Genomic DNA, 16,250 nt, shown 5'->3' on the forward strand with positions numbered 1-16,250 from the left:
CTTTAAGCCTCTGCAACCACTCGGGGAAAACGGACATAGAATGCAACCATGCCTCCGGCACATAATACCCCGATCAAACTCAATAGAATCGTATTCACTTCAAGCCACAACACCAGATAGAACGACGTTGCGAGCGTCCCCAATGCACTGCCCAATGTCGAGACAAAATAAAGCTTTCCGGCAACCTGCCCACTACGCCCGGAGTCACTAACAAGCAAACGGATCGAATAAGGCGAGATCATCCCTAAAATCAAAGTCGGTAGGAAAAACAGCAGCATAGACGCAACTAGTGAGCCATAACGCGGGTCTTCTATCCGGATGAAAACCTGCTCCATGACCGTTTCACCCCAGAACACCAACGGGAGTAAAGTCACGGCACCACACAGATAAAGTAAGCTAAATTTACGCAAAGAAGGGCAATGCATCGACCACTGTCCGCCCAGCAGATAACCGGCCGACAATGCCACCATAAAAATGGTGATAATACTGCCCCACACATAAATACTGCTGCCAAAGTAAGGCGCCAGAATCCGCCCGCCCATCAGCTCGACCGACATGATGCAAAAACCGCTTAGAAAAGCGAGTAAAAAAATAAACCGATTCTTCAACAATCCATTGTCAAACGTCATATGATTCCTATTGTCTATTACACAATTAAAACATCCGCTACTCTCATAATATTCGCAGGAATCATTCATATAGCAAGTCGAATCATCAATAATCGCTACGCGAAAGACCCGCATTCCAGAATGACATTGAATAAACCAGAATGATATTTAATAGCATTTAATAAAAATAGTAACCAATCTTGAGATAACTGGCGCGGATATGCTCGATCAACAGCCGAATCTTATTCGGTGGCTGACGGGTAAACGGATAGATCGCATAGACCCCAAGCTTTTTGCCGACTTGCATTGGGAATAAATCAATTAATGTCCCATCCTGTAAATCCGGGTACACCAGACAACGTGGCAGATAGGCAATCCCGTAGCCGCTCAACGCCGCCTTTCTCAGTGCAACCGCATTGTCACTGGAAAAACTCCCCGACACTTTCAACAAATAGTTACCATCCGGACCTTTAAATTCCCAGTCACTGGCACCGGTAGACTGATATACATATTGCAGGCAATTGTGATGGATCAGATCTTCAGGCCGATACGGCATACCCGCCCGGGCAATATAACTGGCCGTTGCACACACCACCCACTGTGAATCAATAATGTGTCGGGCAATTAAACTGGAATCATTCAGTAACCCGGTCCTAATCACCAGATCATAGCCTTCGCCAATCGGATCAACAAAGCGATTATCCAGCGACATATCTACCGTCAGCCCTGGATGCATCTGACAAAACTCGGCAATCGCCTCTGCCAGTAGCAATTCACCGGAAATCGTCGGTACTGACATGCGGATGTGCCCACTGAGGTTTTCACCATATCCGGCGACCGCGTCAAATGCCTCCTGAGTGGCTTGCTTCACATTTTTAGCACCTTGTAGCAAGGCTTTTCCCGCTTCGGTCAGGGTGAGTTTACGGGTTGTCCGATACAAAAGTTGTGCCCCGAGTTCTTTTTCCAAACGCGCAATGCGTTTGCTAACCACTGAATTAGTAAGGTTATTTTTCTCAGCAACCAGACTAAAACTACCCAGTTCAACCACAGAAGAAAATAAAATCAGGTCGTCAGCTCTCATTTAATTATGTCAATTTTGGAATCAATCATTTTCATTATTTCCATATATCCATAAAAAATAAAGCGCTAAATTCACACCGACTTAACAAAAACATCATAAATAAAAACAAATTGTAGCCCCTGCCCATGTGGCCCACGGTTGCGATACATGAAACAGGGCTCATGCTACAAATAAGGAAGTAACCCAATGCATGAAACATTATTAGCCTTACTTGCGTTTTCTCCGATTGTTGTCGCGGCAATCTTGCTCGTCGGTTTAAACTGGCCGGCAAAAAAAGCGATGCCAATTGCATTCGGTCTGACTGTGGTGATTGCTTTATTCGGCTGGGATATGTCCGCCAATCGAGTGCTCGCCTCCGTATTACAGGGATTAGGGATCACCGTCTCTGTCCTCTGGATCGTCTTCGGTGCTATTTTTCTGCTCAACACCCTCAAACACAGCGGTGCTATTACGGTGATTCGCAATGGCTTTACCGATATCTCGCCGGATCGACGTATTCAGGCCATCATTATTGCTTGGTGTTTCGGGTCTTTTATTGAAGGCGCTTCCGGTTTCGGCACCCCTGCAGCCATTGCAGCACCGTTACTGGTTGCGATTGGTTTTCCGGCACTGGCAGCGGTGTTGATGGGGATGATGATTCAATCGACGCCGGTGTCTTTCGGCGCGGTCGGCACCCCGATTCTGGTCGGTGTCAGTAAAGGGCTCGATAATCACCATATCAGCCAGCTACTGGCGGAACACGGGTCTAGTTGGGAGAACTACCTACAACAGATCACCACCAGCGTTGCACTCATCCATGCCACCGTCGGCACCCTGATGCCGGTTCTGATGGCCATGATGCTGACGCGCTTTTTCGGCAAAAATAAAAGCTGGACCGAAGGATTAGATATTCTGCCATTCGCTCTGTTTGCCGGACTGGCCTTCACCATTCCTTACGCGCTGACCGGCGCACTGCTCGGCCCGGAATTCCCTTCACTGATCGGTGGATTAGTCGGACTTGCGGTAGTCGTCACTGCGGCGAAAAAAGGATTCCTCGTTCCCCGTTCTGTCTGGGATTTCCGTCCTGAGCACGAATGGTCAAGCCAATGGCTCGGCTCGCTGAAAATGAATCTGAACACTATCCGCGCCAACCCGATGAGCCTTACATTAGCCTGGACGCCTTACCTGCTCCTTGCCGTGATCCTCGTCGCAAGCCGCGTCAGCCCTGACTTTAAGGCACTATTACAGAGTCTCAACCTCTCATTTGCCAACATTCTCGGAGAAGTCGGTGTCAGTACCTCATTCCAGCCATTGTACTTACCCGGAGGGATTCTGGTGTTTGTGGCACTGATTGCCGTTCTGATTCAGGCCAGAAACCCGGCGCCGATGATCCGCGCACTTGGTGAATCAAGTAAAACCCTGATCGGTGCCGGATTTGTGTTGGTCTTTACGATCCCGATGGTCCGGATCTTTATCAACTCCGGTGTCAACGGTGCTGAACTGTCCAGTATGCCGGTGACCACCGCTGATTTCGCCGCCGGACTGGTTGGCAATGCGTTTCCGGCTTTAAGCGCAACGGTCGGTGCGCTCGGTGCCTTTATTGCCGGTTCAAATACCGTTTCCAATATGATGTTCAGCCAATTTCAGTTTGAAGTGGCCCACACGCTTTCGGTTTCAAGCGTGATTGTCATCGCCTTGCAAGCCGTCGGTGCCGCTGCCGGTAACATGATTGCCATTCACAATGTCGTCGCAGCATCAGCCACCGTCGGCCTGTTGGGCAGAGAAGGCGCAACCCTGCGTAAAACCATTATCCCCACGGCATATTATCTGGTGGCAACCGGATTGATCGGATTACTGGTGATTTATGGATTTCATGCCACAGACGCCCTGATGAACTCAGTCTGACCCCTGAGAATTCACCACAAGAATTACGAATCGGCCATCACTCTTCTTTCCAACCGACATTCCCCCAACGTCGTGTTTCTTTTGAGTGTGATGGCCTTATCTACTCATGCATTCACTGGAGAGCCTTATGAGAATTTACCCAGCGAAACCAGACAAAGTCTATTTCTACGCGACTTGTCTGGTGGATCTATTCGACCCCGATGCGGGGCTCGATGCCATCACCCTGCTCAAGCAGCAAAATATCGAGGTGATTTACGTTGAAAAACAGACCTGCTGCGGCCAACCGGCCTACACATCGGGCTATGATGATGAAGCCAAATCCGTCGCGCTGAGCCAAATCGCGCTGTTTCCCGAACCTTATCCCGTGATTGTGTTATCCGGCTCTTGCGGCGGAATGATGCATCACCATTATCGCCGCCTCTTCGCAGGCAGCGCGCAGGAAACCATGGTCAATGCCTTCTGTGATCGGGTGTTTGAATTTACCGAGTTTCTGGTCCATGTCTGTCGCGCCAAACTGCAAGATCACGGCCCGGACACATCAGTGGTAATGCATACCTCGTGTGCCGCCCGACGAGAAATGAATGTGCATGTCACCGCCACTCAACTGCTCAATCAACTTGAGCACGTCGAACTGAAAATACAAGACTATGAAAGCGAATGTTGTGGCTTCGGCGGCACGTTCTCTGTGCGTCACCCGAACATTTCTCAAGCCATAGTGGAGGATAAAACCCATCATCTCAAAGCGACACAGGCCGATCATCTGGTGAGCGCCGACTGGGGTTGCTTACTCAATATCAACGGTGCGCTGGAGTTTCAGCATCAGCAGGGCGAGACGACCACCATGCAAGGGCGTCATTTAGCCAGTTTCTTACGCGAAAGAACGTTACCTAAGCCAACGCAGGAGCAATCATCATGAATGACTCTCCGCAACAATTTCATGCACAGGCCAAAGCAGCGCTTGATGATGCCCAGCTCCGCGCCAATTTTCGCGGAGCGATGGACTATCTGCAAAGCAAACGCAAAGCCGCATTCGCCGACCCGCAAGAAGAAAAACAGACCCGGGATCTGGCACAAGCGATCCGTCAGCGCTGCCTGAGTAAACTGCCGCAACTCTTAGAACAACTGGAAGCCAACTGTCAGAAAAATGGGATTCAGGTGCATTGGGCCGACAATGCCGCACAGGCCAACACCATGATTGCCGAAATTGCGGAACACCATCGGGCGTCCTTGATGGTCAAGGGTAAGTCGATGGTCAGTGAAGAGATAGAACTCAATCATGAAATGGCTAAGCACGGAGTGACCTGTCTGGAAAGTGACATGGGCGAGTACATTATTCAGCTCGACGGTGACAAACCTTCACATATCATCATGCCGGCTATTCATAAAAATAAGCAGGAGGTCAGCAACACGTTCCGCGATAACCTGCCGGACTTCCAGCCCACCACCGATGTCGATCGCCTAATTGAGACCGGACGCGCCCAGCTCAGGGAGAAATTTCGCACCGCAGATATGGGTTTATCCGGAGTCAATTTTGCCGTGGCAGAGACCGGTACGCTGTGTCTGGTCGAAAATGAAGGTAACGGCCGGATGTCCACCACCGTGCCGAACGTCCATATCGCCATCACTGGCATCGAAAAAGTGGTGGAATTCCTCACCGATGTGCCCCCGTTATTCAGTGCTCTGACCCGTTCCGCCACCGGTCAGACGATCAGTACCTATTTCAATATGATCACATCCCCCCGTCGGGCCGGTGAGAAAGACGGCCCGCAAGAAGTCCATCTGGTGCTGCTCGACAACGGGCGCAGCCAAGCCTATCGCGATGAAGAGTTACGCAAAACGCTGCAATGTATCCGCTGTGGCGCCTGTATGAATCACTGTCCGGTTTACACCCGAATCGGCGGTCACGCATACGGAACCGTCTATCCCGGTCCGATTGGCAAAATTATTTCACCACACCTGATGGGGCTCGAAGCGACCCAAGATCTGGTCACAGCATCGAGCTTGTGCGGCGCTTGCGGCGAAGTCTGCCCGGTTCGGATTCCGATTCCCGACATGTTATTGCGCCTGCGCCGTGAAGCAAAACATGCACCGAAGCCCGGCCTCGAAACCATGCGCGGTCAGAAGTCTGCTTATAAACCCACCGAGAAACTCGCGATGCGTAGTTTTGCGTATTCTGCCACCCACCCGACCATTTACCGGATCGGGACGCGCCTTGCCGGACAGATGAGGCATTTAATCCCGGCCAAGCTGGGTCCGTGGACGCAATGCCGAACCGCGCCGAAACCGGCTGCCAAAACTTTGCATCAATTGATGAAAGAACGCGCTCGCCAGCCACAAAAACAAGGGGAATCGTCATGAACCATGCCAGACAGCAGATTTTCAGCCGCCTCAAGGCTGCCCAACCAGAGCCTCTGGAGAATGGTTCGGCTGAGCTTGCCCGCGATTTTGCTCATCACCACTTCAGTACGGATGAAAAATTAACGCACTTCACGACCGCACTAACAGCAAACCATGCGCAGGTATTACCGATTGAACGGCTGCAATTGATGAGTACCCTTCATCAATTATGCCAAGACCACGGTTGGCAACACGCAGCGATCGGTACCAGTAGCCAGTGGCATCATGATTTTCGCCAAGGGCTGGAACGCATTCAGATCACCGAATATCAACAAACCATCGAGCAGTGGAAAGATGATTTATTCACCACCGTTGATGTGGGCCTGACCGACACGCGTGCCGGTATTGCCGACAGCGGTGCACTGGTGCTGTGGCCGGATATCCACCAGCCACGCACCTTGTCACTGGTCCCCCCTTGCCATGTGGCCGTAATCCGTCAATCGACGCTGTTTAACAGTTTTACCGAACTGATGATCGCGCAACAGTGGCATCAGCAGATGCCAACCAACGTAGTTTTAGTCTCCGGCCCGTCCAAAACGGCTGACATTCAGCAGACGTTAGCTTATGGGGCACATGGGCCACGGGAATTAATTGTGATTGTGTTGGTGGATGAGTAAATTTTCGGGGGGCTGAGGTTTGGGGCGTGGTTACTTTTGTCGATTTCAATGGCATTTTCGACAGCGCCCCTATTCCTTTTGATAGATGCTTTTGATAGGTATCAATGGAACCAAAAGCATCTTTTTGGGTTCAGTGCGCGTTATCAGGGGCGGATTGATTTACATCCTGCTCAGGCAATCCGGAGCTAAGCGTAGTATTCAAGTACACTACCGAATTATGAGATAACGCTAAGCTACAGCTAAGCGGCTACTGCACTCAAGCAAACCCACCGTAATCACTGAAGCTAACCGAATCAAAAACACCAAAGGTTAGCTATCACACTTAAGCAATTGTTAAGTTTATCTTTGCAACGCTACTCGTTCTAACCCACTGGCCACAACGTAAGGTTTACCATTTTGCGATGTGTTCTTTTCACCAAGGATTAAAAGATATGCTCCAGCGAAATCTTCAACATCATCAATATTGTGTCGTTGATAAAATGCATCTACATTTTCTGCTCGAATTAAACAACTGATATTGCCCCGACCACCAGAATTTAGCCACAAATTTCCGTTATTTCCCAATCGAGCGTCAGCTAGTAGCCCCCAATAACCATGGAATTGATAGTCATGCTGATCATCTACGTCGGCAAAGTTAACGAAAAAGTTAGCTACTGTGGTTGGCTCATTTTCACCGAGTGTAATTTGTTGTTGAGAGTTTCTAAATTCTTCTGAGTTAATTAGGTTACGTAAAAGTGTACTCAAGCGCCTTTGCATATTTGCATTAGGACGAGGTCTGTTGCCAACATGACGACCACGCCCCTCGTTGCCACCTTCCTGATTATTTGGCTCAACATCTACATTTACTCTTGGTGCAGCACCATAATTTAAGTCAATGACAATGTTCTGACCTGGATTTCTGAGACGGTCTTCATCTCCACCCTCATTTTCCACTCGTTGAGTTTCTGCTGAAGCAAAAGAGCAATCTACTTCATGCGGTCTCGCTCCAAAACAAGCCGCTTGACCTGTCCGAGATGCCTTTCGGAAAAATGCATCTTTTTCACACTCAGTACAAACTAAATTTTGCCGTTTCTCAGACATTTCGTTTGGAGGCAACTGTGAAAAATCTACCGCGTTATACGTGTTACCATCTAACGTACATTTTGCTATATCCATTTTTTACTCCATAAACTTAACAGTTATTAAACAGCACCCTGCCGTATAACATCCTTCATTGTTCTATATAAATCACCATCAGGCAGAAACTACATAACTGCGCTGTCTAACCTGCGCACAAATGATTCGCCTACGCTCCCTTCTCGGATAGGCTTCATTGGTTCTCGGATAAGCACTTAAACACTGTACATATCATTGAATAAGTTACAGAAAACATCCAGAAAAAATTGACATAGACATGACATTCTTTGATGCAGGTAGGGTTTACAAGAAATTGCAGTGTTTTAACAATCATTAAGGTGATGTAACGGTTGGTGCGCTCAGACTTCATCGAACAAATTAGCCTGAAAAATATTTCACCCAACTCAAATCAACCACCCAACAAAGAAAACCATTCAAGGAAGAATGGTTAGGCTTTTCCGGGCAGGACGCCCGTAAAAGCCGGTTCTGGACAACGTGCGACGCCGTCAAACAAAAAAGATTTTCTGGTTCGTCTTTCATCTCTGAAAGATGAACTGACGCACAGAGTACCGATGTCTCTGAAACTGAGGGATGCAATTGTGCGTCATATTTCGGAGCCGGAGGCAAAATAGACAAAGAAACAAACTATTATCACCCCACAAGGGAAATGAATCCCATTGAATATGTTACAAATAACTCTATGATAATGGCTCTTATTATGAAACATGGGGGATCTATGTTCAAAAGAATTACTTTATTTGCAGTTGCATTACTTTCATTCAATGTGTTCGCAACATCCACACCTGCCGAACTTTTTTCAACCATTAATCTCCGATTAAGTTATATGGAAGATGTTGCCCTGTACAAAGCAATCCACAGAAAACCGATAGAAGATCTTGAGCGAGAAGCTGTCGTTATTGAAAAGGCCAGTCTGTCCGCAGAAAAAGAAGGTCTGGATAAGCGCAGTGTGATTGGCTTTTTTAAAGCTCAGATTGCAGCCGCTAAAGCAATACAATATAGGTATCGGGCTGATTTATTAAGCCAGCCAGAAACTGGCACGCCCAGAGACTTAAAAACAGTCATTCGGCCAGAATTAATCAAACTCGGCAAACAAATAAATACGGATATTGCTCATTATCTGCATGACGGTGGTGTTTTTTCGGCAAACGATCTGGCAACCTTTAAAGCAGCATTAAATTCAAAATACTTAACTGACGCTGATAAAAAATCCTTATTTGATGCATTGACCCAGATACGACTCCAGTGAGTTTCACTGGGGAATGTAAGAGAACATCAATTCCGAAACAGATTAAATGAATTACAGATAAAGATATCTGCCGCTCAGAGGAGGAAATCCACGGATGGATTTCTAGGTTTTTCTGAGTCCATCGATCAATTTGTCTTTAAAAAAGTTTCACCCAATTCAAACAAACCACCAAATAAAGAAAACCATTCAAGGATGAATGGTTAGGCTTTTCCGGGCAGGACGCCCGTAAAAGCCGGTTCTGGACAACGTGCGACCAAGTCAAACAAAAAAGATCTTCTGGTTACTCTTACATCTCGGCAAGAGTAACTGGCGCACTGAGTACCAGTGCCTCTGAAATTGAGAAACGTAATTGTGCGTCATATTTCAATGTCGGAGGCTGGGAGGATTAAAAGTTGAGGCGCCGTGATTTGGGACGCAATAATATTCATCAATTTCAATGGCATCTTCGACAGCGCCCCAGAGACTTTTGTTCAGCACACGTAATCAGGGACGCTTTTATTCGCTCCTGCTCACGAAAAGCTTAAAATTCGTCCCTGAATTTTACCCTGAGATCATCGATCAAGTTAGCTTTAAAAATGTTCCTCTCAACTCTAATTAACCACCCAACCAAGAAAACCATTCAAGGAAGAATGGTTAGGCTTTTCCGGGCAGGACGCCCGTAAAAGCTGGTTCTGGACAACGTGTAACCAAGCCAAACAAAAAAGATCTTCTGGTTACTCTTGCATCTTGGCAAGAGTAACTGGCGCACAGAGCACCGATGTTTCTGAAATTGAGGAACGCAATTGTGCGTCAAATTTCGGAGCCGGAGACTGGTAAAATCAAAGTAAAGATACAGCCCTCAGGGGCGCTCAGCCCCGATCCTCCCCCGACAAACCTGTTCGGTTAATCCCCGTGCATACGGGGAACACAAAAAAGATTGATGGGGTTATTCTTGAAAAATCGGTTCATCCCCGTGCATACGGGGAACACAAGGACGTGTCTGTGGATGTGTCTGCGGAGTTCGGTTCATCCCCGTGCATACGGGGAACACATCAACATTGCACTCAATGAAGTATTCAAAATCGGTTCATCCCCGTGCATACGGGGAACACGGGTGGAGGTCTGATCACGAAAGGCCGGATTGCGGTTCATCCCCGTGCATACGGGGAACACGGGTTCAGTGGTCGGGTGATGTTTAATTGGGCCGGTTCATCCCCGTGCATACGGGGAACACATTTCCTGAAATGGCAGGTTCTCGATCTGCACCGGTTCATCCCCGTGCATACGGGGAACACACTAAAGAGCAAAACGAAGCGATTGCAAAAGACGGTTCATCCCCGTGCATACGGGGAACACTGATGTAGCTCCGAAAACTCGACGCTCACCCGCGGTTCATCCCCGTGCATACGGGGAACACTCTAAATATAGATGATTGATCTATAAAAAGAAAAATCGTCGTTAACAATCTACCAACATTTTCTGTCTTTGAACCCAGACATTGATATCTTCTAACGGGCATCTCCTTGCGTAAAGAGCCTCCCACCCAAAAGGTGATCTCTACAGGCTATTTTCATTGCCAATCCTTATCTCATAAAACAAACACATTGCGGGCAATGTACCGAAGCCGAACACGGGGAAACTGAATATCGTAGGTGAATCAGTCTCATTTATGGAACGAAAATCACATAAATATTCTCTCTCAGAAATGTGAAATCATTCAGGTTTTGTTAAATCAGTGTCAGCAAACAACCATAATTTCACTGTCGGAATATATGAAACCCGCAAAATACGACATAAGATGAATAACTCTCAGTTGATTAGACACGGAGTGTGCATCTATGGAGCAACCTTGCTTTCTTAAGGTCGAGGCCGTCAATATTTATAATACGATCCTCGACACGACCCAACTCAGCGTTATTCGCGGTGGCAGTTATTTACTTAAAGACACCATTGAAAAAATCCACGCATCATTTCACAGCACTTTTACGGATGAAAAAGAATATATTCCCCTAACGATTGGCGGATCCATCGGTATTTTTGCAATTGCATCAGACAAACTGGCACAAGCTCAGGACATCATCAAAAAATGTCTCAATAAAGAATGTCCGACAACAGAAAGTGCAAAAGACCCCAATTTAACTCTTTCAGATATCTTCACTTTTACTGTCGATGAAGTTAAAGCAGATAATTACCTGATAGCCAAAGAGCTTCTGACAGCCAGAGGGCGTCAGCAACAAGCCCGACAACTGAGTTTTGGCATTCCGCAAACGCTTGCTGACACGAAGAGCAATAACAAAAAGGACAAAACCGGAATTGTCTGTGCACTAAATGGTGTCTTACCGGCAGATAATAACAGTATCACGATCCCGGCAGCAGGGAATAATAAAGTCTCTCAAAGTGTCGCCAGCCGGTTTTTACAGGGGCGGCAGATGAAATTTTCACTCTATGTCGATGAACTCAATAAATTACTCAACTCAGAAAATAAACTTCTTCAGGACAGAATCCCATCCTGCTGGCACGAATTCTGGCCAAAAGAATTTAAGAGTGCTGAGGAATATAAGCGGTATATCCAGAAACATTCCTTCGCCGGTGATCTTGAAACCTTGGCAGGACAACATCCGAAAACGGCCCTCAGCGGTAAAGTTGCCGTGATTTACACCGATGGTAACGGTTTCGGTAAAGCGCAGAAGGAATATATAAAAACGGCTTCGAATCAAGAAAAAGCACAGCAAGAATTCGATTTAGCACTACGCCTCTGGCGGTCAAAATATCTGGTGGAACTGGTTCAGCTCTTAATTGATAATAAAGCGATCATCGATTGTCAGACCGATCCCGCCACCACAACGAAAGATGATAATAATGAAACAAAAGGAATCGTTCAGCTCGAAACCCTGTTATGGGGCGGTGACGAGATGACCATTGTGGTTCCCGCATGGATCGGGATGCGGGTGCTGGCACACTTCTTCGATTTCTTCAAAAACTTCAACCCCGGCAATGCAGACAAACCACTTACGTTTGCGGCGGGCATTGTCTTTTGCAGCCACAAAACACCAATCCAGAAAGCACAGGACGCAGCCCGGAATCTGGCAGATGCGATCAAAGATCAACCGGACAAACGGGGCCGTAAATATAACCTGTTTGACTATATGGTGCTGGAATCAATCGACTATCCGACTCAAACACTGAAAGACTTCTGGGACTCACAATACGGCTCACTGGCACAGTACCGTCAGCCAATGACGTTTACTGATCCGGCGAATTTTCAGCAACCGAAGCCAGAATTGAAAGAGATAGAACTCAATGACTGCCTGAAAGCGCTGCCTCGCTCTTCCATCTACAAACTGGTTGAACTGGCGATACAGTTGCGACAAGACTGCATCCCAAGTCATAATGACAACGCCACACGCCTCGACAAGTGGGAACAAAAAGGGAGTGCTGCACAACTCGCTCAGCATCTGCACCGGATCCAGAATTATCAGCAACCCAAATCTGAACAGGCAATCACACAACTGACCAACCTGTTGCAAACCTTCATCGATCCCAACCCACAAGAGCAGCAGTTCAGCGAAAACCTGACAACCATGGATCAACAGAACCCCATGTTCTGGCTTCACCTGTTGGAGTTGTATGACTTTCTGGATCCGGAAGCACCAAAAGAATCCGTACAGAACAGTCCGCAACAACCAGATTCATCCGCAACACAGGAGATCCCGGCATGAACGCTTATCAAATGACGCTTTCTCTGACGCTCCAATCTCCGTTTCTGACACATGGTACCGGTGCGATGAAATTCGGGCTGGACAGTTTCGGTCAGAGCCATAACGGCAAACTCACACTCAACGGTAGCCTGCTTAAAGGCAACCTCCGGCATAAGCTTGAGCAATGGCGCGACTTGCTTGGTGAGGATTCGGAACTCTCCGGCGAACTCTCAACCGTGCTGGATGTTGCTTTTGGCTCCCGGACCGACAAACTTGTTCCGACACCGGACAACCCAGTTCCGACACCATCTCACATGCCCGAGCCGGCGACACTGGTCTTTCCCTGGCACCTGACGGAAGACAGAGACGATGATCCGGACAATCATTCGGATGGCTCACACAACCATCAAGATCACAAACACTACCGGATCAAAATCGATCAGGCGTCCGGTGCCGTGGAAGAAGGCCAGATTCAGGTGATTGATATCCGCTATCCGCCGGGAACCGCTGTCACTTTCACCGGAAGCGGATCTTTTTATGAAACCGCAACACTGACGAAAGATGTTGTTGAAAAATGGCTGCTTAAAGCACTCTCTGATCTCAGGGCTATCGGTGCGATGAAAAATATCGGCTTCGGCCAGCTGGCAAATCAAGACGCTCAACACCCTGTCAGCTATCAGCTTGAGTTTACCAAGCAAGAACTGGCCGAGCAGTCCGACCAACATCCGTCATTGACTGAAACGCCTCTGCAAGTCAGCTTTACCACGGATCAACCGATCTGTTTTGCCCAGCCGCGCAGTAAAACCAGCAACCTGTTTGTCGGCTGTGACTACATTCCCGGCAGTGCCATCAAAGCCACCATTGCCGCCAGCCGGTATTACCAGAACTTAGCCGAAGACGAGCCGCTGAAAACCTATCTCGATCAACTGGTGATCCGCCATGCGCTGCCCGTGGTATCCACACAGGAAGAACAACAGAGCGTATCCACGCCGATCCGTCTGAAAACCCGGCCACTGGCCCTGATGCAATTTGCTATCAAAGGACAAGATGACATTTACGTCAACGCTGCAACCTGCGCGCAGGCCCATATTTTGAAAAGTATTGAGCCAACAGATAATCCGGTCATTGCCGGTGCCTACCCGACCGACTATAAAGATCAGCCGGAAAAACCGGTACTCAGCCAGTTCGGTGCGGTATCACCCGAGTTATCCCGGCACCTCACGGTCAGAACAGCCATCGATAAAGAGAGTGGCACAGCAGACGACGGGAAACTGTTTGCCTATGAATCGGTCGGCCCTACGGACACTCAGAAAAATCAGATCCACTGGACCACCGTCATGAGTCTGCCCCCGTCAACCGCATTAACTCCGACCATCACAGAACGCTTTGGTCAGCAACTGGCAGCCGTTCTCAAACACGGACTGACAAGAGTCGGCAAAACCAAAGCTACGCTGACAGTCAGTCATATCGAGCCACTTCAGACGAACACCGTTACATCCGATGTCATCACGCCTGATGAATTGGTTGTCATCAAACTGGAATCGGATGCCATGCTGTTCACGCTGGCGCAATATCACGACAAGCAGCAAACTCAGGTTGAACCGCTGGCAGCTCTGTATCAGGACTATTTCGCGCAGCATTTCACCGATGCACATCAACAACCACTAGTGACGCTCCATGCCTTCCATACCGATCAGACGATGGTTGGCGGAGAATATCTCTATCACCGTTTTCAAAAATCCCACGGGCAGCCTTATCAGCCCTATATCCTGACCACAGCAGGCAGTACCTTTACCTTCAGAATCAACCATCACGCACAGCGTGAGCAAGTGCTCGAAAGGCTGAGAACATGGTGCCACACCGGGTTACCGTTACTCGACTCACAACTGACATGGCAGACCTGCCCTTATTTACCACAGAACGGTTTCGGCGAGATCAGTGTGATGACGGTAAAACAAGCCACTTATAACCAGAATTCCAACGCACTGACTGATTTGGGTTATCGGTTTGTTCCCGCAGATCCGGCAGAATTATAAGGAGATTTCATGAGCGATTATTATCACATCACCCTCACCGCCACGCTGGAGAACACCACCGCGCTGACAATCGGCAATGGTGAATTCGGGGCACGTAACACCCCAGAGTCAGCAGAGAATAGCAACAAATCCCAAAATTACATTCAGATCTGTATCGATGCATCTGATCAGCTCTATATTCCCGGTTCAACACTCAAAGGGAATGCACTGGCTTTCAGCCGACGGTTACAGGATGAACACCACCAGACACCAGATTTGAGCTGGCTATTCGGTAAAGAAGTAGCAGAAACCCTTGAGAAAAACGCAAATAATCACCGAGGGCAAGAGACTCGAAAGGCCAGCACCGGCGGTCAGGTGCGCTTTCTCAACGCCACGGCACCCAGCCGAACTATATCGTCCGTCACCCGCAACAGTATTGACCCCGTCACCGGAGCCGCCCAAGACAAACATCTGTTCAATCAGGAATATGCACCTCCCGGTACTCAATTTACCCTTCAACTCCAGATTGATAGCGCGACAGACGTACAACTCCGGCAACTGGCTGGTTTTCTCACCATATGGGGCGATGAAAAGGCACGGCTGGGGCGCAACACCAATAACAACGCCGGTTTGTTCAAGATTGACAATCTCCGGTTTACCGGGCTGACCAAAACCGCCTACCTTGACTGGCTCCGGACCCCGGGTACTCATGCGCCAGAGCCGACATCATTCGACACCCCAGCAGCAACATTCAGCGTTGCAGATGATTACCTGACGCTTGATTTGAATCTGATGCCGCTGTCCCCGATTTTTGTCGGTTGCGATCACATTGAATACCATGATGACCAAGGCAAGAAAATCGCCGATAAGCGCGAAGGTAAGCCAAAACCGCAAGGTACACACGAAGTCATCGTCGCGGTAAAAAACAAACAGGGGCATCCGGTCATTCCGGCCACCAGTATGCGGGGGGTATTGCGTCATCAGGCCCAGCGCATTCTCAACACCTTCAGTGACCTGCACGGCGAACAGGCTGCGAAAGATGCCACAGCGCGGCTCAGACAACTGCTTGGCGGCACGGAACAGGCTGCCAATTTTCAGTTGACCGATTTTATCGCAGCCCAAAATAACCGCATGGATCAACCTTTTATTGCCATTGACCGTTTTACCGGTGGCGTCAAAGGCGGGACCCAAAGCGATACCGTTGCCGGGGGCAATTACTGGGTCGAAAAACATGCGGTCACGCACTATGCGGGCCAAATCCGCCTGCATCCGCGGCTTTTGGATCAAGCGCATCATGCCGAACTGGCGGTACTATTACTGCTGCTGCGAGATCTGCTGGACGGTGAGCTGCGTTTTGGCGCTTATCAGGCCAAAGGATTCGGCAAAGCCGCCGCCTCTATACAGTTTCAGCCATTCAGCCAACCAGGTCTGACCAGCACGGCCAGCAACATGCTCACCGACTGGGAAGCATTCCGCACATTCTGGCAATCTCAGCCATTCCCTGATTTCAACCAACTCACCACAGCACTTCATCACAAACTTGATGAAAACACTCATTCAACAACATCCGGCACGGAGGCCAACTGAC

Annotated in this window: 11 protein-coding genes and 1 CRISPR repeat array; of the genes, 8 read left to right on the forward strand and 3 right to left on the reverse strand. The window is 48.6% G+C overall.

The genetic code is table 11. The annotated features are described in order from the left end of the window. Positions 1-2: 2 nt before the first annotated feature. Positions 3-629, reverse strand: a complete 627-nt coding sequence (locus MKS89_RS20405; protein WP_072955169.1) for a fused MFS/spermidine synthase — start codon at positions 627-629, stop codon at positions 3-5. 157 nt (positions 630-786) lie between these two features. Continuing rightward, positions 787-1,689 carry a LysR family transcriptional regulator gene (locus MKS89_RS20410; protein WP_072955168.1) on the reverse strand — a complete coding sequence of 301 codons (903 nt, stop codon included), beginning with the start codon at positions 1,687-1,689 and terminating at the stop codon, positions 787-789. A gap of 186 nt (positions 1,690-1,875) precedes the next feature. Between MKS89_RS20410 and MKS89_RS20415 the strand changes: the two genes are divergently transcribed. The 4 genes from MKS89_RS20415 to MKS89_RS20430 all read left to right on the forward strand — a co-directional run bounded on the left by MKS89_RS20415 (position 1,876) and on the right by MKS89_RS20430 (position 6,587). Beyond that, the gene (locus MKS89_RS20415) at positions 1,876-3,573 is read left to right on the forward strand and encodes an L-lactate permease (protein WP_072955165.1); all 1,698 of its coding nucleotides are present in this window, start codon (positions 1,876-1,878) and stop codon (positions 3,571-3,573) included. 127 nt (positions 3,574-3,700) lie between these two features. Beyond that, entirely contained in the window at positions 3,701-4,489 is a 789-nt protein-coding gene (locus MKS89_RS20420) for a (Fe-S)-binding protein (RefSeq protein WP_072955164.1), read from the forward strand. Further along, positions 4,486-5,931: a LutB/LldF family L-lactate oxidation iron-sulfur protein gene (locus MKS89_RS20425; RefSeq protein ID WP_072955162.1), complete on the forward strand. Its 1,446-nt coding sequence runs from the start codon at positions 4,486-4,488 to the stop codon at positions 5,929-5,931. The genes MKS89_RS20420 and MKS89_RS20425 overlap by 4 nt, the downstream gene beginning before the upstream one ends. Continuing rightward, entirely contained in the window at positions 5,928-6,587 is a 660-nt protein-coding gene (locus MKS89_RS20430) for a LutC/YkgG family protein (RefSeq protein WP_072955159.1), read from the forward strand. Before MKS89_RS20425 ends, MKS89_RS20430 begins: the two co-directional genes overlap by 4 nt. A gap of 339 nt (positions 6,588-6,926) precedes the next feature. On the opposite strand, the gene MKS89_RS20435 is transcribed toward MKS89_RS20430, so the two are convergent. Continuing rightward, positions 6,927-7,742 (reverse strand): hypothetical protein, encoded by an 816-nt coding sequence (locus MKS89_RS20435; RefSeq protein ID WP_072955156.1) that lies wholly within the window; start codon positions 7,740-7,742, stop codon positions 6,927-6,929. A gap of 628 nt (positions 7,743-8,370) precedes the next feature. Here MKS89_RS20435 and MKS89_RS20440 point away from each other — a divergent pair. The 4 genes from MKS89_RS20440 (at position 8,371) to MKS89_RS20455 (ending at position 16,249) form a co-directional block, all read left to right on the forward strand. Then, positions 8,371-8,970, forward strand: coding sequence for a chorismate mutase (locus MKS89_RS20440; protein WP_235862435.1), 600 nt, complete (start codon positions 8,371-8,373; stop codon positions 8,968-8,970). An 879-nt stretch (positions 8,971-9,849) separates the two neighbouring features. After that, positions 9,850-10,366: direct repeats of the CRISPR family, unit length 29 nt; unit sequence CGGTTCATCCCCGTGCATACGGGGAACAC. Positions 10,367-10,787: 421 nt separating this feature from the next. Beyond that, positions 10,788-12,668 carry a Cas10/Cmr2 second palm domain-containing protein gene (locus tag MKS89_RS20445; RefSeq protein ID WP_072955153.1) on the forward strand — a complete coding sequence of 627 codons (1,881 nt, stop codon included), beginning with the start codon at positions 10,788-10,790 and terminating at the stop codon, positions 12,666-12,668. Then, positions 12,665-14,683 (forward strand): RAMP superfamily CRISPR-associated protein, encoded by a 2,019-nt coding sequence (locus tag MKS89_RS20450; protein WP_072955150.1) that lies wholly within the window; start codon positions 12,665-12,667, stop codon positions 14,681-14,683. Before MKS89_RS20445 ends, MKS89_RS20450 begins: the two co-directional genes overlap by 4 nt. 9 nt (positions 14,684-14,692) lie before the next feature. Continuing rightward, positions 14,693-16,249 (forward strand): RAMP superfamily CRISPR-associated protein, encoded by a 1,557-nt coding sequence (locus MKS89_RS20455; RefSeq protein WP_072955147.1) that lies wholly within the window; start codon positions 14,693-14,695, stop codon positions 16,247-16,249. Position 16,250: the final 1 nt, after the last annotated feature.

Origin of the sequence: Vibrio gazogenes (assembly GCF_023920225.1) — a bacterium.
GTDB lineage: Bacteria > Pseudomonadota > Gammaproteobacteria > Enterobacterales > Vibrionaceae > Vibrio > Vibrio gazogenes.